The following is a 26,102-nucleotide window of genomic DNA, read 5'->3' on the forward strand; positions in this document are numbered from 1 at the left end:
GGCCAGGACTGCCAGTTTGTCGGCGACAGATGAGGAGGATGCGATGGATCGTTTCCGCACGCTGCTTGTTGTGGGTTGCCTGATCGGAGTGCTTGCACCCGTTGGCTGGATTTGCGGCGAGACGGTGCCGGAGTCTGACCGGCTCACGCTGGCTGACTGCGTCCGGCTGGCGATCGCCCAGAATCCTCTTCGGGCGGCCAGCCGATCGGCGGTTGAGTCCGCCCGGCACGGGGTCGGGGAGGCCAGGGCGCCGTATTATCCAACTGCGGACTTCGGCACCGGTTTCAGCCGTTGGCAGCGTCACGCCTTTCTGCCCGCCGACCTGCAATCGTACATCCCGGTGGACGTGATCGGCCCCACCGATGACTGGTTCATGAGCGTCTACGCCCAGTACGTGGTGTTCGACAGCGGGGCCCGGCGGGCGGGCCTGCAAGCCGCCCGGGCGCTCGAGACGTCCGCGACGGCCGACGACGAGCAGACGCTCCGCAACCTAATCGCCCAGGTGGAACAGGCGTTTTTCCAGTTGCTCGGTGTCCAGGCGGAACTCGACGCCGCCCGGAAAAGCCGGGATCGGGCCGGCGAGCATCTGCGGCTGGCCCAGGAGCGCAAGGCCTCGGGCAGCGTTCCGCTTCTCGATGTGCTTCGGGCGGAAGTGGAGGTGTCCAACGCCGACCTTTCGATCATCGAGGTCGAGAACAGCCGACGGATTGTTCAAGGGAATCTGAACTCCCTCATGGGCCGGCCGGTGGAGCAGCAGCTTGAACCGGTGCCCACCACAGATCCCAGCCGCGATCCGGTGGAGATCCGGCTGGCCGATGCGATGGCTCAGGCGGTTGCGCGCCGGCCGGAGATCCGTTCGGCTGGCGCTCGAATCGTAGCCGCCCGGGCCGGGGTGACCCAGGCGAAAAGCGCCTACGGCCCCCGGGTAACCGGGGACGGGCAGTTCGGATGGCACGACGATGAGTTCGCGCCTTCCGACCAGGAATGGGTGTTCGGGCTCAGCATTCGACTTCCGCTATTCACCGGCTTTGCCAACGAGCACCGGCTGGGGAAAGCCAAAGCCGAGGCCAGCCGGGCAGAAGCCCAGGCCGCCAGCCAGGAACTGTCTGTCCGCCGGGAAGTATGGACGGCCTACTCCATTCTGCAGAAGGCCCATGCTGCCGTGCTCACGTCGGATATACAAACTCGCCATGCGGGGGAAAGCCTGCGCTTGGCCCGGGAGCGGTACACCGTGGGCGCGAGCACCATCACAGATCTGATCGACGCGCAGACCGCACTCGCCAGGGCGGAAGCCGCCCAGGCGCGAACGAGGTGGGAATACCAGGCCGCCCACTCGGAATTTCGTCGCGTCACTGCGACCACCGTCATTCCCCCCGATGCGATGCCCTGACCTCAGGGTGTGACCGGATTGCTTGAAAGCTGCTGCCGCAGGGCCTGGAACTCCGGGCGGCGCTTCAGACCGGTGAACACCGGATCGCTCAGCGCTGACGCATCGCGGAATCCATGCGTCACCGCCGCGGCCAGAAATCGGATCGCTCGATCCTCGTCCGCCAAACGGGCATAGGTTTTCCCCAGAGAGAACAGCAAGGCGGGCTCGTCCGGCATGCCGCAGCGGGCGATTTCCAGCAGGAGCGCGGTCCGGATGTACTCATGGTGTCGAGAATGCAGGATGGCTTCCTCGTAGGCTCGGCGCCAGACGAATTCATGCAGCCGAAGATACAGCCTCCGCTCATCGGCATCCCGACTGGTGTCCCGCCGTTTGCGCAAGCCTTCGATCTGCCGGCTCCAGTCTTTCACAGCGCCGTCAATCGCACAGCTCTCCATGGGCGTGTTCCGAATCTTCACGAATTGCCGGTCCAGCTTGCGCAACCACTCATCTTCTTTGGTGCGCAAGCGCCGGTCCCGCTTCTTGGATTGACGGTAGGCGGACTCGCCGCGGAGACGATTCAGTTGAGCGGTGATGGCGCCGACGTCAATCAGCCCTTCGAAATCCTCCAGGAGCCCCTCATAGATTCGTCCAACTTCGAGGAGGCTTCCGGAAATCCGGGCCCGTGTGGCTGATTCGGACCGACGCTGAAATTCAGCCTCCAGGAAAGCCGGATCCGGCGGTTCAAACCCGTCACGGATGGCCCGAAGTTGCAGCCAGGTCAGGACGTCGAGGAACACATCGGCCGGGGGCCACTCATGTCCCCCATCGAAGAAAAACAATCGATGCGTCACCTGCGCTTCACGCAGGCGGTCCTCGGCGTCACGCATCTCCGGATAATTCATGTCTTCCAGTCCGACAATCCCCGCAAATAGAGCGGGCCGGCGGTCGCGGGGCGGATGCTTGGAATCGAAGGCGGCGCCACAGGCGATCACGCCGGCAAAATCCATCGAGACGACCGCCAATCCCGCAGCCAGCCTGGCCCCGCCCGAAAAGCCCAGAGTGTAAACCCTTCGGTTGTCGATGGACAAGCGGACATGGCTGTCCGCCCACATGGCGTCGGCCGCTTCCACCGACAGTTTCGGCTCGAAATTCCGCGATACATTGGAACCGATGACGATATAGCCGAACCGCTCGGCAGCCACCTGCAACCGCTGCACCGGCAGGGCGCCCCGGGCGCCCGGATCGAAGGCGTAGATGACCGGCCAGGTTCGAGCGGGAGTATACGCTGAAGGGAGGTAGATCGAGTAGGTCTGGTCAGGTGCCTGAATGCAGGCCACGGATTCGATGACTTGACCCGCAGCCAGGGGAGGGCGATCGGCGGCGCGGGCTCCCGCTGGGAGCGCGACCAGCAGTCCGGCGGTGATTGCCAGGACAGCTCGGAATTCAGATGATTTCATGGCAAACCCCGATCATCGTCAGGCTTCCTTGGTCTCTGCTGCATTATTCGTTCGGGGCCGGAACGGGTTTCAGAAAGATCAGTCGCCGCGTCGGCGCCAGCTGACTTGGAGCGGACAGATGGGCTTGATAAAAAATTACTTTAAAATTACAATCATCTTCCACTGTATCGGTGTATCTCAACCGAACAGGTTGCAGGCGGATTCGTAACCTGTGGTGGTGATCGCGGCAGAAAAATATGGCGAGAGGTGAGGCATCATGGGTCGCACTTTTGAATCCATCCTGAATCTGATCAAGGAACAGCGTGTGGAGATGATCGATCTGAAGTCCATGGACCTGCGGGGCCGTCCGCATCACGTGACGCTGCCGGTGAAACACTTCACCCCAAACATGCTCAAGGAAGGAATCGGCTTTGACGGCTCCAGTTTCGGGTATTCCAAAGTCGAATCCAGTGACATGGTCCAGATCCCGGACCTTGATACCGCTTTCATCGATCCGTTCCGTGAAATCCCCACACTGAGTTTTTTCTCCCGAATTCACCTGACCGATTCTCAGCGCTCCCGATTTCCGCAGGATCCCCGGTGGATTGCCGAAAAAGCGGAGCACATGCTCATTGAGTGCGGTGTGGCTGACTGTTCGTATTGGGGACCGGAATATGAATTCTACATCTTCTCGAAGGTGGAGTATGACACCCGGGTTAGCGCCTCGTTCTACCACATTTACCCGGGTGAAGAATTCCACCACAACGCGTACCACGCCTGCAATCCGCAGGATATCTATGATGATTTTCGCGATCTGGCCAGCCGCATGCTGATGCAGCTGGGCATCAACGTCAAGTACCACCACCACGAAGTGGGCGAGCGGGGACAGCAAGAGATCGAGATGATGTTCGACAGCCTGCTCCGAAGCGCCGACCAGGCGATCATGACCAAATACGTCCTGTTCAACCTGGCCCACCAACACAATCTGCGGGTGACGTTCATGCCCAAACCCATGTTTCGTCAGGCCGGCAGCGGGTGGCATGTTCACCAGTTCCTGACCAAACAGGGGCAGAATGTCTTCTATGAGAAGGACCGCTATGCCAATATGAGCGAGACAGGTCTGTTTTACATCGGCGGCCTGCTTCGGCACGCTCGGGCCCTGTGCGCCCTGACCAATCCCAGCACGAACTCATACAAGCGGCTGGTGCCCGGTTTTGAAGCACCCGTGGCCATCACCTATGGCAAGGCCAACCGCTCCAGCGCGGTTCGGATCCCGTCGTATGTGGCCGATCCTCAAATGGTCCGCTTGGAGTATCGGCCGCCCGACGCCACCGCCAATCCTTACTTCGCACTGAGCGCCATGCTGATGGCCGGCATCGACGGAATCGTCAACCGCATTGATCCGCGCCAGGAAGGATACGGACCGTTCGACACGAACATCTTCAGTGAAGCGATGAAAGACAAGGTTCGTTTCCTCCCGCGCAACTTGGACGACGCCATGGAAGCGCTGGAACAGGATCACGAGTTCCTGCTCCGCGGCGACGTGTTTCCCCAGGATCTGCTGCAACGCTGGATCCAGCTCAAGCGGGACGAGATCATGGAGATTGCCACGATGCCGAACCCGTTCGAGTACAAGCTCTATTTCGACATTTAAGCGGAGGGGTCATCGCTCCAGTTTGATCTCGCGGGATTCGATCTCGCCCAGCCACCGCAGACGGTAGAGTTCACTCCGGCAGTGTCGCTGGGAATGGTTGAACGCACGGGATTCTTCCACCATTTGACGATCCAGGGTGACCGACACCAGGCTCGCCGCCTGAGTGGCGGACGCCAGCACGTCGCCGGCTGGGCTGACGACGCGCGAATACCCCCCGAAGGATTCCTTCAAATCCTTGCCACAACGGTTACACCCGGCAACGATGATCTGGTTTTCCAGCGCCCGTGCCTCTAGAAGGGTACGCCAGGCCTTCGATCGACTGGACGGCCACTGCGCGGGTACGACCACCAACTGGCAACCCAGGGCTGCCTGGATACGGAACAGCTCCGGAAATCGCAGGTCGTAGCACAAAGCGAAGCCGATCCGCCATTTCACACCGCTGACGATCAGGTCCACGACCGACAATTTTTGACCGGCCGAAAAGAGCACGGGCTCTCCCATCGGTGGGAACAGATGGATCTTCTGGTAGAAGGGGATCATCTGCCCATCGTGCATGAGGACCAGCGAGTTGGCGCACGAGTCGCCGGATCGCAGGGCGACGGAGCCGATCAGGAGTGCGTGGGGGTGCGCTTTGGACAATCGGGCCAGTTCCTTGGCCCGGGTGGAACCGATGGTCATGGCGGCTCCGGGAAAATCCGAGTAGTTGGCATGAAACAGTTCGGGCAGGCATACCAAATCGTGATAGGGGGCCGCTTCATCGACGGCGGCAGTCAGATTCTGGATATGGCGGTCCCAATCGGATGAAACATCATGCTGAATGAGGGTCACTCTCAAGCCGCCACCTCCGGATCCTACCGGTCATCGGGGTCGCATCTGCTCAGTTCATTGTAGCCGGAACCGGAGACCGAGACAAACAGTCATCTGTGATCCGGTAAATTTCCAACTGGAATCCGCCGTCATGAAGTTCACCGAATCCCGTTGCGGACTGTGGGCTTATTGTTTAGAATGCCTGCCGGACTCAACCATGAACCCTCTCTGGATTGTCTCCTTGTCTGCAATTGGTGCGCTGGTGCCGATGACGGTCTACACCCTGATCGTCTGGTGGCTGGACCGTCACGAGCGGGAACCTCTCCGCCTGGTGGCGCTGTCTCTGCTGTACGGGGCCGTACCCGCGGCCGGTATCAGTCTGGCGGTATCTGCGCTGGTGGAGCATCTGCTGGTGCCGACGGTCCTGCCTGATCTGTTCGACCTGCTGGCGGTCACCCTGTTCGTACCGGTGATCGAAGAGACGGCCAAGGCCCTGCCGTTGTATCGCCTCCGACGCCATACCAATTTCAACAATGCCACCGACGGGATTGTTTACGGCTCGGCGATAGGCTTCGGATTCGGGATGACCGAAAACATGATTTATTTCGTAGGCTCTTTCCTGGCTGGCGGGTACCAGCACTGGGTGTGGACCATGCTGTTGCGGACAGTGTTTTCTGCAACCGTCCACGCTTTCACCACCGGACTGGCCGGCTATTTCATCGGCCGGATCAAATTCTCACGGACCGCAGCCGGTCCCATGCTTGGGCTGGGACTGGCGGTCGCGGTGCTGGGGCACGTATCTTGGAATACGATGATCACCCTCGTTGCCGGCGCTCGGTCCATGAGCCAGTTTCAGGTGCTGCTCGTTATCTTTCCTGCCGTGTTCCTCGGGCTGTTCATCTTGATGCAGCATTCGTTGCACGAGGAGGCGCGGATCATCCGCCAGGAGCTGGCAGAGGAAGCGACAATCGGCGTTCTGTCCCCTCCGCTGCTGCGGCAAATCATCGCCGCTCACCGCCCGTGGGGCAGGGGACGGAGACACGCCAGTATCACCCGGGAACTGCTGACCATCAGCACGCGACTGGCTTTTAAAAAACGGGAGCAGCGCTGCCGGCAAGAAACCTTCGGGATTGGCGCACTGGAGCACGAGATCGACGGGCTCCGGGATGGCTTGCGCCGGTTGTGTCTAAATGGTGATAATTTTTGAGTTTTTGTCGTATCTTTTGTATCATTACCATCTGGACCTGATGGTCGGGATGGGGCGGGGCGCGCCGGCATGATTCAAAAACGGGAACAATTTCGAGCCGATGTGCTGCTCGTATTTGACGTGCTGGCGGTGATCACCGCCTTGCCGCTTGGGTACCAGCTGCGCATGTCCCTGTACTCGATGATGGACACTCTGCTCCATGATGTGGTGAATCCCGTTCTGGAGTCGCTCCCGTATTATTCATGGTTCTTCGTGGTCGGCATCCCGGTGATCATCGTCTTTTCGCTATCGAGCACCCGGTTGCGGCCTGTGTACAAATGGCGCAACCTGGGCCGGCAGGTTCTGTTTCTCCTGGAGCCGGTTGCGCTGATCGCATTCATTCTGGGTTTCGCCTCGTTTCTGTTCAAGCTGGAAGTCAGCCGCACGCTGATATTGAGTTATCTGTTCGTGCTGTATGGCCTCATGCTGTTGGCGCGGGCAGGCTTCCTCGTCTTCCTCAGTCTGAGAGGCAACCGGAACGGCCAGCGCCATGTGGTGGTCGTGGGCAACACGCCCCGCATTTTTGAGATCGGCAAAAAGATCGAACATTACGCGGAGTTCGGCTACTTGATCGAAGGCTACCTAACCGATTTGGTGCCTCCCGGCAATCCGCACCCGGTCACCGTGTTGGGACGGCCCGAAGAGTTCCAGACGGTCATAGAGAGCCGGGTCATCGATGAGGTCGTGTTCATCGGTTCCGGGAATGAAGACCTGAAACTGTTCGAGCGTATCTCGATGCAGTGCGAAGAGCAGGGCATCCCCACTCGCCTGCCACTGGATTTTTTCCCCCACGCCATCTCGCAGCCTTCCCTGGATTTCATTGAGGATCAGGCTTTCTTGACCTTCTCGCCTGTTCCCCATCAGATCCCCGCCCTGATGGCAAAGCGGTGCCTTGATTTCATCGGCGCCATCGTGGGCCTCATCATCTGCGCCCCATTGTTCCTCGCGGTACCGATTCTCATCAAGCTCACCAGCCGCGGCCCCGTGATTTATAGGCAAATTCGGTGCGGTTTATACGGGCGCAAGTTTGTGCTGTACAAGTTCCGATCCATGATCGACGGTGCGGAGGACGTTCTCTGGGAAATCCGGCATCTGAATGAGATGAACGGACCGGTTTTCAAAATGCGCAACGATCCGCGCATCACACCGCTTGGGCGAATCCTTCGCAAGACCAGCATCGACGAGATCCCGCAATTCTTAAACGTGTTGAAGGGGGAATTGAGCCTGGTGGGACCGCGCGCGCCGCTACCCGATGAAGTTCGGGAATACAACCGCTGGCAGAGGCGGCGGTTGTCGGTCAAACCCGGTCTGACCTGTCTCTGGCAGATCTCCGGGCGCAATGAGATCGATTTCGATGAATGGATGAAACTGGACCTTCAGTATATCGACAACTGGAGCCTCTGGCTGGACCTGAAGATCATTCTGTTGACGTTTCCCACCGTCCTATTTTGCCGCGGGGCCCGCTAGAACATCCCAATTTGAGCCATTCGGTTGCGGCATACGATTGTCGGGTTCATCACGTCACCGGCGGCTTTAGCGGCAGGAAGAACGTGAAGACCGTGCGTTGCCCCGGTGAGCTCTCCGCCCGGATATGCCCGCCCATTGTTTGCACGGCCAGATGGCAGAATGCCAGGCCCAAGCCGGTGTCGGATTTTTGACCGAGCTCCTGACCTTCCACCACTGAGTATTTTTCAAAAATGCGATCGATGAACTCCGGCGGAATGCCCTCGCCGTTGTCGCTGAGACGGAACTGCACACCCTCGGGCTCGAACCAGTCCGTCAACTCAAGCACGATTTCGCCGTCGCCATCCCGGGTATGCTTAAAGGCGTTGCTGATCAGGTTTTCAAGGATCCGCTCGAGCAGCAGTCGATCGCACCGGAGCACCGGATGCTTCGTGTTCACCCGCACGGCAAACTGTTTACGTTGCCGTTTCGCCAACTGGAGCCATGGCTGGCTGCGGTCTTCGATCATCGGCAAGAGCGGCACGTCCGAATTTTTCAGCTCGAGCCGACCTTCCTCCATCCGATTGATATCCAAAAGATTGGAAATGATGGTCTCCAGGCGGCGACAACCGCGCAAGACCAAGGCAGCGAGTTCTTCCTGTTCCTCATTGAGCGATCCCACTTTCTGCTCCTGGAGCATCTGTAACGATCCGATCATGAAGGACAAAGGGGCTTTCATATCGTGGATCAGCATGTGGAAGAGGTCGTCTTTCTGCTTCTCCAAAAGAGTCGATCGTGCGTGCTGCACCTCGAGGTTCAAGTTGGCCTCGCTCAATTCGCCGGACAAACGGGTCATCCGAAGCAGGAGATGCACGATGAGGACGACCGCTCCTCCCATGAGCAGCAGCGCAAAGAGGAGCTGCATCCAGGCGCGCTGGCGATTGCTTTCCATCAGGCCGGCGGCCGGAATCCGCACGCTGATGGCGCCACCCAGATCGCCGATCACCATGCCCTCCCGACGGTATCCGGTGATGTCCGTGGAGCCCGCTGGCCCTCCGTGACAGGTCAGACAACTGGATCGGATATCGAGTCGCTTGACGTAAAGATAGGTGCGTTCGGACGCCAAAGGGCTGAACCGTTCGCGCATTCCGAGATTGCGCGCCATCTCCTCCAGGATCGGCCGCTCGATCGCGTCCGGCAGGTTGGAGGGGACACGAGGATGCAGACTGATCAATCTGAGTCGGTGGTCGGTGGATTGGTTGAAGAGCGCCGAAACCTCACGACTGAATTTTTCCGGATTGAGCCCCTTGAACTCGATGTGCCCGTCAGGTGACCGGTTGATGAGCTCCTGGTTGCGGGCCATGAATTCCTGCATGGCTTCCACCAGGCCGGCGATCGCCCGGGCCTGCTGATACACCAGCGCCTCTTCTTCTTTGTGGCGGGAATACAGGTTATAAAAGAAATTGACTGCCACGATCAGCGCGACAATGATCAGAACGTATATCGCCAAGCGCCGCATCCGGCCTATGGAAGGAGACAAGTGTCTCTGAGGCCGGTGATTGTTTTTAGATAGAAAAAGCGTCATAGTTTGAACCGTTATTTATATAAAAATGAAGTATATATCAAATGGCTCTCTGCGCAAGCCAAAATCTGCTTGAATCCGGGGTTTGAACATGGGTATGATTCATTTGGAGTAAGCATGACGGGAACACTCCCCAATCGTTTCGTTCGCCACATCAACATCGCATTGATCCTGTTGGGATTGTTGGGCACCGCCATTCGCCCGCAGGAGCCGGTCGGAAGCCGGCCGGTGTTGAAGGCGGAGTCCGTCCGGGTGGTGGTTCCGGTCACGGTGACCGCCACGGATGGCGAGATGATCACCGGGCTGCGGAAAGAGAATTTCCGGTTGTATGTCCGCAATGCGGAGATCATCCAGTTCCAATTTCTCCACAACACCGATCTGCCGATGGTCATCGGATACGTATTCGACCACAGCTCCCGAACGATCATGAACCGGTTCAGCTGGAACAAGCAGGTGGTTCAGTCCCTCATCCATCAATTCGGTTTCGAGGATGTATTCTTTCTCGGCACCTACGGCACGCAATATGCCGAGGTGCAGAAGCCAACCTCCGACCGTTTGGAGATTCTGACCACCCTGTCCAACCTGCACCCTTACATGTTCTCCAGCCGGGAATCGTTCTGGTCGTTCTTCAAAAAGGACATCCGGGATTACTCCAAGCGCACGGGGGCTCCGGTCAACAAGACGGCGATCGCCCTGGATCACACGCTCAATACGCTCGCGGGTTACGATCTGCCCAAAAAGGCGCTGATTCTGGTTTCCGATGGCGACGAGAACCTGTCCGACATTACATTGAACCACGTGCAACGCTACGGCGTGCCCGTCTACGCGCTTTATTTTTCGGGTTCGGGCATGGGCGGGCAGAGCCTGTTCAAACGGGGCCAGATCCTGCGGACAGTGAGCCAAGAAACCGGCGGTTGCATCTTCGACAACCTGGAAGACGCTGATCCTCACGAAATCGGCCGACGCCTCTCGCTGGTCATCCGCAATCAGTACCTGATCAGTTTTGAGCCGTCTGATCGATTGAGCCGGACCAAGACCCATCCCATCCGGATCGTTCTGGATCAAGCCGGCGCGAACGTCGTCTATCGCAAATCGTTCCGTTTTGTGAAAGAATAGCAGTCAGCCCATCCCAGGAGGCCACCATGCGGTTCGAGGAAATCAAAGAAATTTTACTTCGGCAAGACGAGGAGTTCCAGCGCCTTGCCGATGAGCACAAACGGTACGATGACGCATTGCGTGATCTCTCCGGACGCAAATATCTCACGCCCCATGACCAACTGCGCGAAGTGGAATTGAAGAAGAAAAAACTCCAGCTCAAGGATCGCATGCTGGAAATTGCGGCGGAGTACCGCAAGCACAACTTGCAGCAGTGAACGAGGACCATTCAAATGATCAACCGCGACGGATTCCCATTCATCATCGCCGCTGCCGTCGTGGCGATCCTGCCAGCCTGGCTGATCCATCCATATACGGGGATTCCGGGTCTGGCCGCCTGCCTGTTCTGCATCAATTTCTTTCGCGACCCAGAGCGGGAAATTCCCCCTGGAGATGTTGCCGTCTCTCCGGCGGACGGCAAGGTCGTGGCTGTTCGGCGACTCGATAACGCCGATCCGCCATATGCCTGGTTCATATCCATCTTCATGAATGTCTTCAACGTCCATGTGAACCGCGCCCCGGTGAGCGGTCGCATCGAAGCCTACCGTTATGCCAGCGGCAAGTTTCTGCCGGCGAATCGTGAAGCGGCAACCATCGAAAATGAACACAACGAAGTCGTCCTCGTGGACGGCACCCGCCGGGTGCGGATGTCCCAAGTCGCCGGATTGATCGCCCGGCGCATCGTGTTTTGGAAACAGACGGGTGATACGATCATCAAAGGGGAGCGGATCGGCTTGATCCGGTTCGGGTCCCGGGTGGATGTCTGGCTGCCGGCGGCAGCTGCCATCAAAGTCGGGCTTGGCCAGAAGGTCACCGCTGGTCAGACCATACTCGCGGAGTTCACCGATGGATGTGATTGAGACCGACCGTCCCAAACCTCCACCCAAGCGGGGTGTCTATATCCTTCCGTCAGCGCTGACCACGGCCAACATCTTCTTTGGTTTTTACGCCATCACTTCCGCACTGGCCGGAGAGTTCGATAACGCAGCCAAGGGCATCGGCATCGCCATCGTTCTCGACGGACTAGATGGTCGCATCGCACGTCTGACCGGCACTACCAGCAAATTCGGCGTTCAGCTCGATTCGCTCGCCGACGCCATCTCGTTCGGCATCGCCCCGGCGGTGGTGCTGTGGCAATGGCATCTCAGCGCATACGGCTACTGGGGCTGGATAGCCTGCTTCACGTACCTGATTGGCGGGGTGATGCGGCTCGCCCGGTTCAACACCCAGAATCCAGAATTGAAGCACTTTCTCGGTCTCCCGATTCCGGCTGCGGCGGGCTGTATCGCCGCGCTGGTCCATTTCGTTCAGAAGTATGGCCACTGGTCGTTCTTTCAATCACATGCATTTTTCTTCGGACTGATCGGGCTGACGCTGATCCTGGGAATCATGATGATCAGCACCGCCCGATACGGTAGCTTCAAGAATTTCGGTTTTCGCGGGCGGATCGCCTCGCGGAACATCCTCCTGATGGCCTTGTTGCTGGCCGGCATCTGGTTCTTCTCCCATGAAGTGCTGCTGGCGTTCGCCTTGGTTTACTTCCTGTCCGGTATCTTCGGCACCATCCGTCGCCAGATTCAGCAGCACGGCGGCTTGCCTGCAGGCAAGGACGACTCGAAGATCCCCGGCATTCCCGACTGACCGCCGGGTCCGGACGCGGCACGCCACCCGGTCCATCGACCCAAAGGGCTGGGATCTCACGGCGCAACAACGATCATGATTGGACCGAATCTGACTGGGCCTGCCCAGAATGGTTCAGGTTTTATTGAGGATATCCTCGCCGGGTGGCACCGGGATTTCACGTTTCAACAAGGAGTAGCAGATCCCGCCCGGCATGGCGGACAGGACGATAATCAGGAAACTGATCCATGACAGCGCAAAACTCTGCTCCGGATTGACCCCGACAAGCGCCAGCAGCACAACGAAGGAGTTCTCGCGCAGGCCGATGCCATTGATGCTGATGGGCAGCATGACCAGGATGGTCATCAGGGATACAACGGCGCAAAACACGATCAGGCTCACCTGAATGCCGAGGGCTCGGGCGACCAGCCAGTTCATGATCACCACCAGCCCGATATTGACTAACGATAACAGGACCGGCAACGCCAGCGACCGGGGGCGGTCGCGGAATGCGCCCAGCGCGTCGCGCAGGGTGATGATTCGCCCGGCCGCCTGACCGAGCCCCAGCCGCTCCAGCAGCCGGATCGCAAGACCATAAACATACTGGATGCAGATGACGACATTGGCTAGCAGGAAGCATATCATGAATCCGATCGGGATCCAGATGATGTCCATACGATCCAAGCCCAACCAGCCGATCGGACGGAAATCATTGAATGTCAATGTGATCGGGTGCAACCAGGCGCCAATGATCCCGTAGGTGAGAAGGGCAAAAAAGCCGGTGGCTCGTTCCAGGTAAACCGACGCCAGCCCGTACGCAGCGGATTTGCCGCTGTCTCTCCGGACATAGTACACCTTGACCACGTCCCCGCCGATCACGGTGGGGAAAAACAATGAGAAAAACATGCCGATCAGATAAAACTGCACCAGTCGGCTTAGGCCGAGCCGGATCCCGAGGTGTAGCAGAATGAGCCGCCAGCGGATCGTGCATATGAATTGGCCGCTCATCAGCAACACGAACGCCAGTGCCAGGAGCAGCCAATCGGACTGCTGGACGTACTGCCAGGACCGCTTGAGATCGATGTCCTTGCTCAAGACCAAGTACAGAATCAGGAAGGCGGTGATAAGCACCTTGCCAGCCAGGAGCAGGGTCCGTTTCATGGAGTGGCCTCAGTGGCGGCGGGAGCTGTCATGTGCGCACGCTCAGGAACATGTAAATCCCTGCAAAACCGAAGAACAGGTTCGGTGCCCAGGCCGCGAGCAGTGGCGGCAGTTTGCCATAGGCGCCCATTGCGGTGAACACGTTGAACAGCGCCCAGTAGGCGATGCCGATGATGATACTGATAGCCACTCCGTACAAAGCGCCCCGCTTACCCATCTTGAAAGAGAAGGGGATTCCGATCAGAAGCATGATGAGATTGATCACCGGGTAGGAAACCTTGGCGTAAAGATCGACTTCAAGGCCCAGTGTGTTGAAACCGCCCTGCTTCAGTTTGTCGATGTATCGCGAAAGCTCGACGAACGACATCTTGTTCGATTTTTTGGCTTCTGTTTTGAAATAGGATGGCTGTTCCGCGAAATCCCGGGCCAGGGAATCGAACACTCTGAAGTATGGTCGATCAGGATGGAAATTGCGTTCCCATCCGTTTATCAGGATCCACTTTCGGATTCGTCCGCTCCAGAGCGCCCGGGGTGCAAAATATCGGTAGTTCAGGCGCGCCTGATTCAGGTTCAAATTATAGACCGACAGATCGGCGAAGAGGTCGGCTTCGGGGTCAAAGTATCGGTAATTAAAAATTTTACCGTCACTGCCCATGATCCAGGTGATGTCCGGACGGTATGTCTGAGGCGTGCGCCCCTTCATCATGTTATAGATCAAGTCCTGGCGCTGGTTGGTATACGGCATGATGTATTCTTGGAGGCCGAAAATTCCCACCGCGAGGATGAACGCAAGAATGATCACCGGTTGGGCAATCCGGTACAGGCTGACGCCGCACGATTTGAATGCCGTGATCTGAAATGTCTTCTCCATGATGCCGAAGCTGATGAGCAGCGCCAGCAGCAGGCAGATGGGCATGCTCAGCACGATGATCATCGGTGAGATGAAGAGGAAATACTCGACGACCGTTTTCCACGGCACGTGATGGGTGATGATCTCGTCGAAGTTCTCGAATAATGTGAAAATTATAAACAAAAACAAGAAACTTGCGATAATTAAAATCATTATCTTCAAGTATTCTCTAAGTATATATACATCCAATACACGAGTAAATCTGAAAGGTCGTTCTGATGATGCTAACTGGTCCAGCTTGGTTTTTTTCTTGAATTTGTCAGCTTTATCTGTCCAATATTGTTTATACTTTTCGATTTTAAAAATGAGCCTAGATGCGGCTGGCCGATTAGCCAGAAGCGAAAAGGGGTGGTGATCCAACCTGGCCGCCAGCAGCATGGAGATGCCCACGGCAGCGAACAAAACGTTGGCGATCCAGACTCCATAACGTACGGGCACCAAACCGGAATAAAATCCGATCTTCCACGAGTAGAGAAATGTCAGGTAGTAAAGAACCACTACCAGAATTGAGATGAGAAACCCGTACATCCGGCCGCTCCGTCGAGTCTGCATGCCGAGCAGCAGGCCAATCAGGCCAAAAACCAGACACGCGAAGGGGATTGAAAACCTTCGGTAATACTCGATCTCGATGCTTGTTTGGGGATCACTCCCTTCGGGAAATTGTCCGCTGTGTATCTCCGCACTGAGTTCAGCCATGCTTTTTTCGATATTTCGTTTTGGTATCTCGTCAGGCGGTGTGACGTTGAGTTCGCTTAACGGTATGTCCATCGAGCCGAAATACGTCAGGGAGTCAGCAACGGGCTTATCCTTTTTAAATGAATATATTACACCATTTTCTAGGTGTAGCTGCAGGTATCTGGCTTGCCGCTGGAAGAACACGCGTCCCGTGCGCGCAAGATAGATGCGTTGTGCGCTGACATCACGTTGGTCGGCCAAAAATATGCCTTTCCAGGTGTTTGTGGCTCGGTCTGTGTCTTCCACGTAGAACACAAAATTCTTGAATTTTTCATTGAAGGTTCTGGGCAGGATCTCTGTTGTAATCTGGGAAATGGCAACTTCGTACTGGATATTCCGCAAATGTGCGTTGAGGGTTGGAGCACCGATATTCGCCAGAAAGAAGGTGATACCGGTTCCGGTGATGGCGATCAGCAAAACGGGCGACAATAAATGACGCATCGAAACGCCGCCTGATTTAAGGGCGATAATCTCATTGTCAGTCGAAAGGCGGCTGAATCCGGAAACAATGCCCACTAGAATTGAGATTGGCAGAATCACATAGAGAACATTGGCGCAGATTGTGATGATCACGGTGAAAAAAGCGGACAAGGATGAACCCGAAGTGATCAACAGCTCGGCGAATCGTTGAAACTCCTTCGTGAATGCCATGAACGTCATGACAACAGCGGCGATTAATGTGGTGGGGAGGAGTTCCTTGTATATTAGTTTGGCGATGATTTTCATGGCGGCGACACCAAACGCTCAAGTCATCCCATTGTACCAGAAAAGAATATGGCTTCCAACGCCTACCGCGAGTGCCCACAAAGAGTCCGATAAGATATATTATGTAAACTATTCAATTGATCCTGGTCTGTTGCCCGTGGCAGACTGAATGAACGTTCCGCTGCGACTGCTGTGATGGCGAAAAATAATCCCCGCATGCAGCGGGGATTTTCATCCACAAGATTCTAGTCCTGTTTTCCAGGGCTTTAACGCCGCCGTCCGCTTGAAGAACTGCTGATCGTGGAACGGGGACCGCTTGAGGCGTTCGTGTTCGACGATCGGGCAGCGGCGCTGCTGGCGGCACTCATCGATCGCGATGGGATCGAGCTCGAACTGATGCTGTTCCGCGAAGGTGCGGAAACCGAGGGCGCGCTCGACCTGGAAAAGCTGCTGCCACTGCTGATTCTGGAAGATGAGGAGCTGAAAACGCCCGAAGCCGATCGCGTGACAGCGGGTGCGTTGTTGGCCGCGGAGGGTGTCGACCTAAGATTTGATCCAATCGAGGAGCTGGTGAATCCCCTGCCCCGGTTCATCATGCTCCCATAAGCAGGGGAGTTATCTGAAGAAGTGGTGGATCTGTTGAATGAGTTGTTGGAGCCGGTCGGCACACTGGAACCGGAGGATGCATAAGCTGATCGCACATCGGAGCCGGCAGTCGAAAACACACGTGAGTAGGAATCACTTGGGGATGGAGTCTTCTTCTCACGAGTCGGTGTGGAGCGTGTCGGTGCCGCCGGCGGCGGCGACGACGAACGGCTGGAAGACCCGCTCAAGCTGGAGCGATCGATTGAACGCGAAGTGGATCCACTGGAACTGGAGGTGCCGGACCGGCTGCCGGAGGAACTTCGGTCAATACTGGAACTACCCCGACCGGTGGTGGTGCCACGAATCGATCCCGAAGAGCCTGAGGAACCGGCAGAGTCCGTTGATCCGCTGCGGCGATAGCTGGATCCACTGCTGCTGTCGTCGGCCTGCCGCGAACGAGAACTGTCCTGAACGCTGTTCCGGCTGATATCGGGCCGGCCACGGTTGATGCTACCTGAATCCGTCCCGTATACCGTCGAGCGACCCACGGATGAACCGGAACCGGTTTCACCGGCAATCGCCTCCCGGCTCCGGCTGGCAGGCAATGTCGAGGATCCGGCGTCGCGTGATATGCGGGTGCCGGCATCAACGTCGCCACCAGCGCGGCTGCGGGAGTAGCTGGCATCTGCGGAACGCACCGGGTCCACCTTGGGCGGACCGGCGACGACGCGATCTCGGCGGAAGAGTTCGCGGCTGATGGTCTCATCGGGACGGAAGCTGCTGCCGGCCTCCTGTCGCTGCACGCTGCGCCCCACCGCATTGCGGTTGTAGACGCCATCGCCCACCGGGCGGCCCCGTCGGAAATCCTCCTCACTGACATAGGTGACGGCTCCGTTGTGCCGGGTGTTTTCGGAACCGTAATAGTTGTTGACGACGACATTGTTGACGTAAACGTTGTGGTCGTGGCCGTGGCGCCAGTACCCATAGTAGTAATCGCCGGGGCCGCAAGGCACCCACCCCACATAGCCGTTCCAGAAGCCCCAATGAACGCGGCCGGGAGCCCACCAGGAGCAGCCCCACGATGAGCCAGGAACCCACACCCAGCCGAACGGTCCGGTGAAGGCCCACGATCCGTAATGGTACGGCAGCCAGCCCCACGGATCGTACGAGATCCAGGTATATCCCCAAACGGGGGAATACCGCCAGTAACCGGCCCGATAGGGTGCCCAGCCGGAGTAGTAGACGGTCGGGATCCAGCAGTGCCCGTAATCGGCCACGAACACCCAGCGGCCATACAGGTCCAGATCGGCCGCCCCCGCATACACCGTGCGCGGGATGTAGCGATAGGTTTCGCTGGCCGACGCATATCGGCTGTCCCGCCGATCGCTCCAATTGTCGAAGTCATCGAAACGGTTGCCCCCACCCATGACGAACTGATCGGAGAGGCCATACACAACGATTCGCTCGTTGCGCCCGAGCTTCTTTTCGATCTTGTCATTGATGAAACGCGCCTTGCCGGACCGGACGATCAGTTCCACGGAACGGTCGTCCCGGGCATTGATTCGGTACAATCCCTCCGACCGCAACACAACATCACCGGCTGCAGTCAGAAAAACATAATCCGCCGCATCCGTGGTCCGGGCAATCACCTCACCCCGCACCAACTCGATGACGATCCGGTCTTTCTCAAGGTTCTGGAACATGAACTCGCTGAACTGGTTCACCCGCAAGAACGACCCGTCATCGATCTCGATCTCGATCAGTCCGTTCTGGTCCAACACCAGCCGATCACCGATCTGGATCGGCAGATTGACGTCCACGGTGGTCCACCCGGTACTGCCCCTCTCCTGAAGGCTCACGTCGCCATCAACATAGCTGATACGGGGGATGTAGTCGAACGAGTCGCCAGCCAGGCAAAAAGAAACCAGCATCACCAGCAGGACCGCGATGTGAAATTTTCTCTTTGCCATTTTGCACCACCTCTAAAAAAGTTTCCGATAATATGGATACGTGGAGGGGGGCCGAAGTTCAAAAAGGCGGTGAATTTCTTGTCAGTCGGGTGCCCACCGCAACAGCCACACGATCGACCTCTTCCACCAGTCGGCGGAACAGGTCGGGCGTCAGCGACTGGTGGCCATCCGACAATGCGTCAGCCGGCGAGGGGTGCACTTCGATGAGCAGTCCGTCTGCTCCGGCTGCCACAGCCGCCCGAGCCATCGGCAGAACCAGCTCGGACCGTCCGGTGCCGTGGCTGGGATCCACGATCACAGGCAGGTGGCTCTGTTCTTTCAGATAGGGGATGGCGCTCAGGTCCAGTGTGTTGCGGGTGTGGCAACAAGAGGTTCGGATGCCCCGTTCGCATAAGATCACCCGGGAGTTGCCATGAGCCATCAGGTATTCGGCGGCCAGCAGGAATTCGTCCATTGTGGCGGCTAGGCCGCGTTTCAGCAGTACCGGAATGCCGGCACCGCCGGCCTCCTTCAGCAGAGAGAAGTTCTGCATGTTGCGCGAACCGATTTGGATGATGTCGGCGGTGCCGATCAACTCCTTCAGGCAGCGCTCGCTAAGAGCTTCGGTCACGATGACAAATCGGTGTCGCGCCTTCAGCTCCCGAAGGATGTCCAGACCGGCGAATCCCAAACCCTGAAACGAATAGGGTGAAGTCCGCGGTTTGAACAGTCCGCCACGAAACAGCCGGATCCCCTGCCCGTGCAGCAATTCGGCGATGGCCGCGACCTGTTCTCTGGACTCGACCGCGCAGGGGCCCGCGATGATCGCCACCGAACCATCGCCGATCCGCGCATCACCAACGTGAATGACGGTGTTCTTTCTCTGGAAGCAGCGGCTGGTCAACTGGAACACCGAACCGGTATCAATGGTCGATTCCACCAGAGGTGATCGGTCGAGAACGCCGACGGCCGCGGAGGAAAGCGGCGAAGTCACCACCAGTGACTGCTCGCCCCACTGCACCGGGTAGACTATCGCCCCGGTAGCGGTCAGTTCGTTTAAAAAAACTTCCAGTTGCTGGGGCCGGATCTTTTGTTTCAATACGGCAATCATTCAGCTCTCATCCTGTTCGCGAGCGGGCTCAATTATAGGGTATCGCCGACGGGTTGACAACGGATATCAGACCTTGCATAAAGTGTTAGCAATTCGTTAAAACAATAGATAATAAAGAGGATAACTATCGCTTTAGCCAAATTTCCTATGAGTTTTCCACATCTTCTGTTAGAAACTGAGGAATTCTTTTTTTCGCTTCAGGTTGCTGCATCAGCACAGTCAGCAGCGGTGTCAGGCTTCGGATTGCCCGACCACTGAGCTGTTCGATCCGGGCCATCAGCAGACGGGTGATTGCTTCATACTCCTCCGGAACCGGTTGTGCCGTCGGCAACCGGTCCGGAGCCGTGCCCAGAAATCTCTGGAAAGTTCGCTGCGCTTCCCGATAATCACCACCCATTCCGCCCGGTGACGCCGAAGTCGTACAAGTCCGGCAATGAAATGCCAGGGTGATTGGATTCAAACCGAGCGCCACCCTGTTCGCGTTGAACGGGCGGCCACAGACTTCACATGCGGACGGATCCGCCAGCTCTCCTTCCAGCCGGGCGATCAAGAATAGAAAATACCAGAGCAGAATTTCACGAAAGCCGTGACGGCCGACGCACCGCACCATGGCGTCTAGGAGACGGAACACCCGTTCGCCGGTCATCGGATCAATCTCGAGGACCATCCCGACTTCGGTTATCAACGACAGAAAGTAATAATCATGAAGAGATCCACGAGCGATGTCGACCCCGAATTGCAACGTGGCTCCGGACAGGATGCCGAGTCGATCCCCCTGCCCCGGCTTGAACTGGACGGTGATGAGATTGAACGGAGAGACGATCCCCAGATGACGGCTGCGGATTTTTTTCAATCCCTTGGCCATGAGGCGCACCTTGCCATGGTGGCGGGTCAGTAGGACCACGATTGCATCCGCTTCCGCAAACGGGTAAATCCGCAGAACGAGCGCGTCGTCCTCGAGGGATTGCATGGATCAGAGTCCGAAGGTGTTCAACATGAGCGTGCCCATCCCCAGAAAAATGGAGAAGCCGATGATGTCGTTCAGGGTGGCTACGAAAATGCCCGACGCCAGCGCCGGGTCAATCTTCATCCATTTGAATATCTGCGGGATCAGGCTTCCCCACACCGCCGCCAGAGAAATGTTGAGCCACATGGCCAGAAACATGATGATGCCGATCTTGTAATGACCGGTCCACACGAACTCGAGTCCGGAGGCAATCAACCCGGCGATGATGCCCAGCAGAAAACCACTGACCACACCGACCCGGAGTTCCTTGAGGATGAATTTGGAACGGGTCTGCGCGTCGAGCTCCCCCATGGCCATGCCGCGCACTGCGACCGTCATCGTCTGCGTGCCGGCATTCCCTCCCATGCCTCCGATCATCGGCATGAACAGGGCCAGGATGACGTACTGGTCGAGGGCGCCCCGGAACAGGGAGATTACCCAGGCCGTGAACAACCCGATACCGAGATAAATGGCCAGCCAGGGGACGCGTTTGCGAATGGACAGTCGTGCCGAAGTGTAGGCGTGGTCGTCGGTTTCGACGCCCGCCATGTAAAAAATATCCTCTGTAGCCTCTTCGCGGATGATGTCGATCACATCGTCCACGGTGACAATGCCGACCAGCCTGTTTTCATCATCAACCACCGGAATGGCCAGCAGATTGTAGTTGGCCACCTGGCGGGCTACTTCTTCCTGATCGGTCTCGGTGTGCACGCTGATCACGTTGGTCCGCATGATCTGTCGGAGCGTTACCTCGGGCGGATGGAACAGCAGCTGCTTCAGGGATAGCACCCCGAGCAGTTGGCCGGCGTCATTGACCACGTAGATATAGAAACAGGATACGGCTTCCCGTCTCTCTCGGAGTTTTTGAATGGCTTCACCCACCGTGACCTGCTGGTTCAGGCAGAAAACATCCGCGTTCATGATCCGGCCGGCGGTCTCGGCTTCATAACGCAGCAGACCGCGGACCGACGAAGATTCCTCAGCGGCCATCAGGGCGAGGATCTCACGGCCCTTGTCGTCCGGGAGGTCGGCGACGAAAAGGGCTGCATCATCCGAATCCATCTGTTGGAGGATCTTAGCGGCCAATTCGACGGGCAGGATTGCCAACAACTGCCCACCTGGTTTGGTGTGCAGTTCGCTGATTGACTCGGCTGCCAGGGCCAGGTCGGTGTCCGCCAGGACCTGCACCAGCCGGAGGCGTTCCGCCTCCATCAGATGCGCGAGCACATAGGCGATATCAGCCGCGTGAACTTTGCGGAGGATATTGGCCACATGCTTGTAATCGTCGCGCCGGATCAGTTTTTTCACCGAGTCCAGCAGCACGATCATCTTTCGGGTCTGTGTCATGATCGATTCTCGCGCCCGGATGCTCCACATTGTAACGACCTCGGCCGAATGCGGCAAGCAATTCGTGGCACCTGTCGCATCCGAATCGGTTCATCACGCCGCTGACGATCGAACCAAACGCGGTTCCGCAACGTAATATTCCAGGAAGATGAAAAACATTTGATCCTGGAAGCGAAATCAGTCATCTTAGTTTCGTATAATCCCGCCAAGGAGTTCAACCGGAGTGAAGCATGGTCGGCAGCGATAAAAATATGAAGATCAAGGATGTTGTTTCCCGAATGATTGTTCGGGCCATCCAGGCGCTGCCCGAGAATGACCGGAACATTTTCATTCTGAAGCATTACAAGAACCTCAGCGCAGAAGAAATATCCACACAGCTCCGGATGCCGGTTTGGGAGATCGAGCGATCGCTGCACCGATCTTCCCAATGGTTGCTGTGCCAGATGCATCCCACCCGGCGCGAAATCACCTCCGAGAGCTGAGCGCCGCCGGCCGCCGCCACTGCCATATCCAATCCTTACATTTCGCAGATTGGCGAGTTGCCCGTAAGTGCCTTTTTTGGTAAACTTGGCCACTTCGAGGACAATCGTGGACATGCGGCGAGCTGTTTTTTTTGATCGGGACGGGACCATCTGTCGGGATCTTGTCTACCTCAGTGATCCCGATCGGCTGGAATTGTTACCCGGTGTGGCGGATGCACTGCGGCGGCTTCAAGCGGCGGAGTATCTGCTCATCATCGCCACCAACCAATCGGGAATCGCCCGGGGATATTTGTCCGAGGACACACTGGCCCGAATCCACAACCGCCTGCATGACCTGCTTGGGAACCATGGCATCCGGATCACCGCCATCTATCATTGCCCCCACCTGCCGGATGGAGGCCTGCCCAAATACCGCCAGTCCTGTTCCTGCCGCAAGCCGGAGCCGGGCATGCTGTTGCAGGCGGCGCGAGAACACGGCATCGATCTGACACGCTCGTTCATGATAGGCGACAAGCTCAGCGATATCCAGGCGGGCCGGCGAGCCGGATGCCGCTCGCTCTGGTTGCAGCCGGAGCCTACGGTCGCCCCGTTGGATCACTCGATGCCTGACGGCCCCGATGCCGTCGTCGCCGACTTGACGGCGGCTGTCGACTGGATTCTCGGTACGGAGGCAACATGAAACCCACGCTGAAAGATTACACTCAGGTCATCGAGAAATTCAGGGGCGCAACCATCCTGCACATCGGTGACCTTGTGCTGGACCAGTTCCTCTTCGGGGAAATTTCCCGGATTTCACGTGAAGCGCCCGTGCTGATCTTGAAATATCGCGAGACCATCAACATTCCGGGCGGCGGCGCCAACGCCGTCAACAACCTGCTGTCGCTCTCCAGCCACGTCTACCCCGTGGGCATGCTGGGCAACGACGAGGCGGGCGACTGGCTGTTCAATTTTTTCCGAAACATGGGTGTGGACGTATCCGGCATCTTCCGCGGTGACGGCTACTGCACTCCGGTGAAAACCCGCGTGCTGGCCGGCGCATTTCATTCGTCCATGCAACAGATGCTGCGTATCGACCGGGAGGATCTCCATGGTCGCCCGGTCTGCTCCCGAGACGAACTCTTGGCCAAGGCGCTCAGCTTCCTCCCCAAAGTGGATGCGGTCGTTGTTTCCGATTACGGTTATGGAAGCGTAGAAAACCGCCTGATCAACGAGCTCTCCCAGCACTGCCGGCAGATGGAGTTGCCGCTGGTCGTGGACAGTCGTTTTGCCCTGCGGCACTATCATCATGTCACCAGCCTGACGCCCAACATCTCGGAAGTCGAGCAAGCATACCAGATGAGCATCGGCGAGGATCTGAGCAAGATGGACTTCGTCGCCAACCGGATTCTTGCGGAGCAGGATCTGGACGCCCTGCTGATCACACGCGGTCGCTTGGGCATGTCCCTGTACCGGCGTGACGAGAAACCCGTTCACATCTCGGTCTTCGGTTCCGACGAGGTGGCGGATGTCACCGGCGCCGGTGACACGGTCATCTCGGTTTACACGCTGGCGCTCGCCTGCGGCGCTTCGTTCGAGGTGGCCGCCCGAATGTCGAACTACGCCGGCGGCCTGGTGGTCATGAAACGGGGCACGGCGACGGTCTCGGACAAGGAGCTGCTGAGCGCCATCCGTTCCGACTTCAGCGCCCGGAGATTGCCCGGTTCATGAATCCCAAGCTCAAATCAGCGTCGGAGCTGGTCCCCATCCTGACTGCAGCGCGGCAGGACGGTCGGACGATTGTCATGGCCAACGGCTGTTTCGACCTGCTCCACGTCGGCCATGTGCGGTACCTGGAAGCCGCCCGTGCGCTGGGCGACCTGCTGGTGGTGGCGCTCAACAGCGACACCAGCATCCGTGACCTCAAGGGGCCTGGACAGCCGGTGATGTCCGAGATGGACCGCGCCGAGATCGTCGCCGCCCTGGCGGCGGTGGACTACGTCGTCATCTTCGCCGAGCCCGATGTCCGCCGCCTTCTGCTCACCCTGCGGCCGCACATTCAAGCCAAGGGCACGGACTACACGGAGGAAACAGTGCCCGAACGAGAGGTGGTGCTGGGGTACGGCGGACAGATTCGCATCGCCGGCGATCCCAAGGATCACTCCACTCGGGATCTGCTCGCGCGAATCCGTGCGATGAGCCCGCCGGCCGCCGGAGGAGACGACGCGTGAGTCTACAGAATGTTCTCGTCGTCAAGCTCGGCGCCATCGGTGACACCATTCACGCTGTCCCGGCCGTGACCGCACTCAAGGCGCTCGTGCCCGAATGCCAGATCACCTGGTGTGTGGAGCAACGCAGTGCGGCGATGGTCGAGTGCCTGTCACCGGTGAGTCGTGTCATTCGGCTCCATACGCACGGCTGGCGTCACGGCCGCCATCTGGCGGGCACCAAGAGCCCCTGGCGGTGCTTTCGAGACATCCGCGACACCCGCTACGACGTGGTCATCGATTTCCAAGGTCTGCTCAAATCCGCGGCAGTCGTCCGCCTGGCCCGGACGGGCCACCGGATCGGCTGGAGCAGAGAATCGTTGCGCGAACCGTCCGCCGCCCGTTTTTACGATGAACAGGTGGGCGCCGGTTCGGGACACGTGATCGACCGCTGCGCCCGGTTGGTGGCCTCACTCGGGGTCACCCTGCCTGTTCCCCGGATGTTTCCGTTCCGACTGCCGGCATCCGCTGACGCCCGTGCGGCAAAGGAACGTTCCGCGATGGATGGACGGCCCTTCATCATGATCAACCCGGGCGCCGGCTGGCCCACGAAGCAGTGGCCCGCCGAACACTACGCTCAGGTGGGTCGGCTGGTGCGGGAGCGCCTGGCTCGTGAAGTCGTCGTCACGTACGGTCCCCACGAGGAACACCTGGTTGAGCGCATGCGCCGCGAGGACAGCCGGATTCGGCCGCTCCGGTTGACTCTGACCGAGTTGGCCGCCCTGGCGAGGCACACCGACTGTTTCCTGAGCGGCGACACCGGCCCGATGCACATCGCCTCGGCCAGCGGTGCGCCGGTCGTCGCCCTGTTTGGACCCACGGACCCCATCCGGAACGGCCCGTTTCATCGGGACGACATCACGTTGCACCGCACCCTGCCCTGCTCCAACAGCTACAAGCGGCGGTGTGACGAGGCGATGCACCGCTGCATGGATTTCACCGTCGACGAAGTGTTCTCAGCCGTCGCCCGGCGGCTGCAGAGCGCGGAGGCCGCCGGTGAGCAATAAGAGTCGATTGCTGCAGAAACTGCGGGTTCCGATCGGTTTTATCTGCGCCGCGTTGTTCTTCCTGCTGAGCCGTCCGACCTGGTTGTGGCTGGCCACCGGCGCACCGCTCATCCTGGCCGGTCTGGCGATACGCGGCTGGGCCGCCGGGCATATCCGCAAAGGCCGGGCCCTGGCCACATCCGGACCATACGCCCGCACCCGGAATCCGCTCTATTTCGGATCCTTTCTGATGGGACTCGGATTCGCCCTGCAGAGCGGCTGGTGGCCGCTGGGGCTCGTGTTCGGCATCCTGTTCTTCCTCATTTACTGGCCGGTCATGCATCAGGAAGAACGGGAGATCGCCGCTGCTTACGGCCAGCCGTTCGAGGAGTACCGCCGGCGGGTACCGCTGTTCCTCCCCGCCTTCTCCGTCCGCATGAGCCTCACCGGCCAGCGGTTCAGCGTCGCTCAGTACCGCCGCAACCGCGAGTATCAGGCGACGATCGGCGTTATTCTCGTCGAGTTCATTCTGGTCTTGAAAATCCTCTTCCCCGTTCTTATGATCTGAAC

Annotated in this window: 23 protein-coding genes; 14 read left to right on the top strand and 9 right to left on the bottom strand. The window is 58.3% G+C overall.

Going from position 1 to position 26,102, the window contains the following annotated elements; all coding sequences use genetic code 11:
• The first annotated feature begins 43 nt into the window (after nt 1–43).
• The gene (locus GX414_16380; GenBank protein ID NLI48680.1) at nt 44–1,390 is read left to right on the top strand and encodes a TolC family protein; all 1,347 of its coding nucleotides are present in this window, start codon (nt 44–46) and stop codon (nt 1,388–1,390) included.
• A 2-nt stretch (nt 1,391–1,392) separates the two neighbouring features.
• Here GX414_16380 and GX414_16385 read toward each other — a convergent pair whose 3' ends face one another.
• A complete protein-coding gene (locus GX414_16385) occupies nt 1,393–2,826 on the bottom strand; it encodes a hypothetical protein (protein ID NLI48681.1) in 1,434 nt (477 codons plus the stop codon).
• A gap of 256 nt (nt 2,827–3,082) precedes the next feature.
• On the opposite strand from GX414_16385, the gene glnA reads away from it, so the two are divergent.
• Entirely contained in the window at nt 3,083–4,459 is a 1,377-nt protein-coding gene (glnA, locus tag GX414_16390) for a type I glutamate--ammonia ligase (GenBank protein ID NLI48682.1), read from the top strand.
• Nucleotides 4,460–4,468: 9 nt separating this feature from the next.
• On the opposite strand, the gene GX414_16395 is transcribed toward glnA, so the two are convergent.
• Nucleotides 4,469–5,293, bottom strand: a complete 825-nt coding sequence (locus tag GX414_16395) for a carbon-nitrogen family hydrolase (protein NLI48683.1) — start codon at nt 5,291–5,293, stop codon at nt 4,469–4,471.
• Between the two features lie 124 nt (nt 5,294–5,417).
• Between GX414_16395 and GX414_16400 the strand changes: the two genes are divergently transcribed.
• Nucleotides 5,418–6,473: a PrsW family intramembrane metalloprotease gene (locus GX414_16400; GenBank protein NLI48684.1), complete on the top strand. Its 1,056-nt coding sequence runs from the start codon at nt 5,418–5,420 to the stop codon at nt 6,471–6,473.
• Nucleotides 6,474–6,593: 120 nt separating this feature from the next.
• Nucleotides 6,594–7,979 carry a sugar transferase gene (locus tag GX414_16405; GenBank protein ID NLI48685.1) on the top strand — a complete coding sequence of 462 codons (1,386 nt, stop codon included), beginning with the start codon at nt 6,594–6,596 and terminating at the stop codon, nt 7,977–7,979.
• A gap of 49 nt (nt 7,980–8,028) precedes the next feature.
• On the opposite strand, the gene GX414_16410 is transcribed toward GX414_16405, so the two are convergent.
• Nucleotides 8,029–9,465 (bottom strand): DUF3365 domain-containing protein, encoded by a 1,437-nt coding sequence (locus GX414_16410; protein NLI48686.1) that lies wholly within the window; start codon nt 9,463–9,465, stop codon nt 8,029–8,031.
• Nucleotides 9,466–9,543: 78 nt separating this feature from the next.
• Here GX414_16410 and GX414_16415 point away from each other — a divergent pair, with 78 nt between their 5' ends.
• From GX414_16415 to pssA, 4 genes are read left to right on the top strand one after another with little or no spacing between them, the layout of a single operon-like run.
• Nucleotides 9,544–10,653, top strand: coding sequence for a VWA domain-containing protein (locus tag GX414_16415; GenBank protein NLI48687.1), 1,110 nt, complete (start codon nt 9,544–9,546; stop codon nt 10,651–10,653).
• Nucleotides 10,654–10,679: 26 nt separating this feature from the next.
• Entirely contained in the window at nt 10,680–10,910 is a 231-nt protein-coding gene (locus tag GX414_16420) for a DUF465 domain-containing protein (protein ID NLI48688.1), read from the top strand.
• A 15-nt stretch (nt 10,911–10,925) separates the two neighbouring features.
• Nucleotides 10,926–11,552, top strand: a complete 627-nt coding sequence (locus tag GX414_16425; protein NLI48689.1) for a phosphatidylserine decarboxylase family protein — start codon at nt 10,926–10,928, stop codon at nt 11,550–11,552.
• Nucleotides 11,539–12,333 (top strand): CDP-diacylglycerol--serine O-phosphatidyltransferase, encoded by a 795-nt coding sequence (gene pssA, locus GX414_16430; GenBank protein NLI48690.1) that lies wholly within the window; start codon nt 11,539–11,541, stop codon nt 12,331–12,333. The genes GX414_16425 and pssA overlap by 14 nt, the downstream gene beginning before the upstream one ends.
• A 114-nt stretch (nt 12,334–12,447) precedes the next feature.
• On the opposite strand, the gene GX414_16435 is transcribed toward pssA, so the two are convergent.
• The 6 genes from GX414_16435 to mgtE all read right to left on the bottom strand — a co-directional run bounded on the left by GX414_16435 (nt 12,448) and on the right by mgtE (nt 21,821).
• On the bottom strand, nt 12,448–13,443 hold the full coding sequence (locus GX414_16435) for a flippase-like domain-containing protein (GenBank protein ID NLI48691.1): 996 nt from the start codon (nt 13,441–13,443) through the stop codon (nt 12,448–12,450).
• A 58-nt stretch (nt 13,444–13,501) separates the two neighbouring features.
• A complete protein-coding gene (locus GX414_16440; protein ID NLI48692.1) occupies nt 13,502–15,844 on the bottom strand; it encodes a YjgP/YjgQ family permease in 2,343 nt (780 codons plus the stop codon).
• Nucleotides 15,845–16,089: 245 nt separating this feature from the next.
• Nucleotides 16,090–18,378 carry a FecR domain-containing protein gene (locus tag GX414_16445; protein ID NLI48693.1) on the bottom strand — a complete coding sequence of 763 codons (2,289 nt, stop codon included), beginning with the start codon at nt 18,376–18,378 and terminating at the stop codon, nt 16,090–16,092.
• A 58-nt stretch (nt 18,379–18,436) separates the two neighbouring features.
• Nucleotides 18,437–19,468: a 3-deoxy-7-phosphoheptulonate synthase gene (aroF, locus tag GX414_16450; GenBank protein NLI48694.1), complete on the bottom strand. Its 1,032-nt coding sequence runs from the start codon at nt 19,466–19,468 to the stop codon at nt 18,437–18,439.
• A 145-nt stretch (nt 19,469–19,613) separates the two neighbouring features.
• Nucleotides 19,614–20,438: a DNA repair protein RecO gene (gene recO / locus GX414_16455; protein ID NLI48695.1), complete on the bottom strand. Its 825-nt coding sequence runs from the start codon at nt 20,436–20,438 to the stop codon at nt 19,614–19,616.
• Between the two features lie 3 nt (nt 20,439–20,441).
• A complete protein-coding gene (mgtE, locus tag GX414_16460) occupies nt 20,442–21,821 on the bottom strand; it encodes a magnesium transporter (GenBank protein ID NLI48696.1) in 1,380 nt (459 codons plus the stop codon).
• Between the two features lie 230 nt (nt 21,822–22,051).
• Here mgtE and GX414_16465 point away from each other — a divergent pair, with 230 nt between their 5' ends.
• The 6 genes from GX414_16465 to GX414_16490 all read left to right on the top strand — a co-directional run bounded on the left by GX414_16465 (nt 22,052) and on the right by GX414_16490 (nt 26,100).
• Nucleotides 22,052–22,303 carry a sigma-70 family RNA polymerase sigma factor gene (locus GX414_16465; GenBank protein ID NLI48697.1) on the top strand — a complete coding sequence of 84 codons (252 nt, stop codon included), beginning with the start codon at nt 22,052–22,054 and terminating at the stop codon, nt 22,301–22,303.
• Between the two features lie 106 nt (nt 22,304–22,409).
• Nucleotides 22,410–22,982 carry an HAD family hydrolase gene (locus tag GX414_16470; protein ID NLI48698.1) on the top strand — a complete coding sequence of 191 codons (573 nt, stop codon included), beginning with the start codon at nt 22,410–22,412 and terminating at the stop codon, nt 22,980–22,982.
• On the top strand, nt 22,979–24,010 hold the full coding sequence (locus GX414_16475) for a carbohydrate kinase (protein ID NLI48699.1): 1,032 nt from the start codon (nt 22,979–22,981) through the stop codon (nt 24,008–24,010). The genes GX414_16470 and GX414_16475 overlap by 4 nt, the downstream gene beginning before the upstream one ends.
• The gene (locus GX414_16480; protein ID NLI48700.1) at nt 24,007–24,510 is read left to right on the top strand and encodes an adenylyltransferase/cytidyltransferase family protein; all 504 of its coding nucleotides are present in this window, start codon (nt 24,007–24,009) and stop codon (nt 24,508–24,510) included. Before GX414_16475 ends, GX414_16480 begins: the two co-directional genes overlap by 4 nt.
• A complete protein-coding gene (locus tag GX414_16485) occupies nt 24,507–25,553 on the top strand; it encodes a glycosyltransferase family 9 protein (GenBank protein NLI48701.1) in 1,047 nt (348 codons plus the stop codon). The genes GX414_16480 and GX414_16485 overlap by 4 nt, the downstream gene beginning before the upstream one ends.
• The gene (locus tag GX414_16490) at nt 25,543–26,100 is read left to right on the top strand and encodes an isoprenylcysteine carboxylmethyltransferase family protein (protein NLI48702.1); all 558 of its coding nucleotides are present in this window, start codon (nt 25,543–25,545) and stop codon (nt 26,098–26,100) included. Before GX414_16485 ends, GX414_16490 begins: the two co-directional genes overlap by 11 nt.
• The last annotated feature ends 2 nt before the right edge of the window (nt 26,101–26,102 follow it).

This window comes from Acidobacteriota bacterium (assembly GCA_012517875.1).
Lineage (GTDB): Bacteria > Acidobacteriota > JAAYUB01 > JAAYUB01 > JAAYUB01 > JAAYUB01.

Coding starts and splice junctions, on each gene's coding strand:
- GX414_16380 (NLI48680.1), top strand. CDS start 44: ATGGATCGTTTCCGCACGCTGCTTGTTGTGGGTTGCCTGATCGGAGTG.
- GX414_16385 (NLI48681.1), bottom strand. CDS start 2,826: ATGAAATCATCTGAATTCCGAGCTGTCCTGGCAATCACCGCCGGACTG.
- glnA (NLI48682.1), top strand. CDS start 3,083: ATGGGTCGCACTTTTGAATCCATCCTGAATCTGATCAAGGAACAGCGT.
- GX414_16400 (NLI48684.1), top strand. CDS start 5,418: ATGAAGTTCACCGAATCCCGTTGCGGACTGTGGGCTTATTGTTTAGAA.
- GX414_16420 (NLI48688.1), top strand. CDS start 10,680: ATGCGGTTCGAGGAAATCAAAGAAATTTTACTTCGGCAAGACGAGGAG.
- GX414_16425 (NLI48689.1), top strand. CDS start 10,926: ATGATCAACCGCGACGGATTCCCATTCATCATCGCCGCTGCCGTCGTG.
- pssA (NLI48690.1), top strand. CDS start 11,539: ATGGATGTGATTGAGACCGACCGTCCCAAACCTCCACCCAAGCGGGGT.
- GX414_16440 (NLI48692.1), bottom strand. CDS start 15,844: ATGAAAATCATCGCCAAACTAATATACAAGGAACTCCTCCCCACCACA.
- GX414_16445 (NLI48693.1), bottom strand. CDS start 18,378: ATGGCAAAGAGAAAATTTCACATCGCGGTCCTGCTGGTGATGCTGGTT.
- aroF (NLI48694.1), bottom strand. CDS start 19,468: ATGATTGCCGTATTGAAACAAAAGATCCGGCCCCAGCAACTGGAAGTT.
- recO (NLI48695.1), bottom strand. CDS start 20,438: ATGCAATCCCTCGAGGACGACGCGCTCGTTCTGCGGATTTACCCGTTT.
- mgtE (NLI48696.1), bottom strand. CDS start 21,821: ATGACACAGACCCGAAAGATGATCGTGCTGCTGGACTCGGTGAAAAAA.
- GX414_16465 (NLI48697.1), top strand. CDS start 22,052: ATGGTCGGCAGCGATAAAAATATGAAGATCAAGGATGTTGTTTCCCGA.
- GX414_16475 (NLI48699.1), top strand. CDS start 22,979: ATGAAACCCACGCTGAAAGATTACACTCAGGTCATCGAGAAATTCAGG.
- GX414_16480 (NLI48700.1), top strand. CDS start 24,007: ATGAATCCCAAGCTCAAATCAGCGTCGGAGCTGGTCCCCATCCTGACT.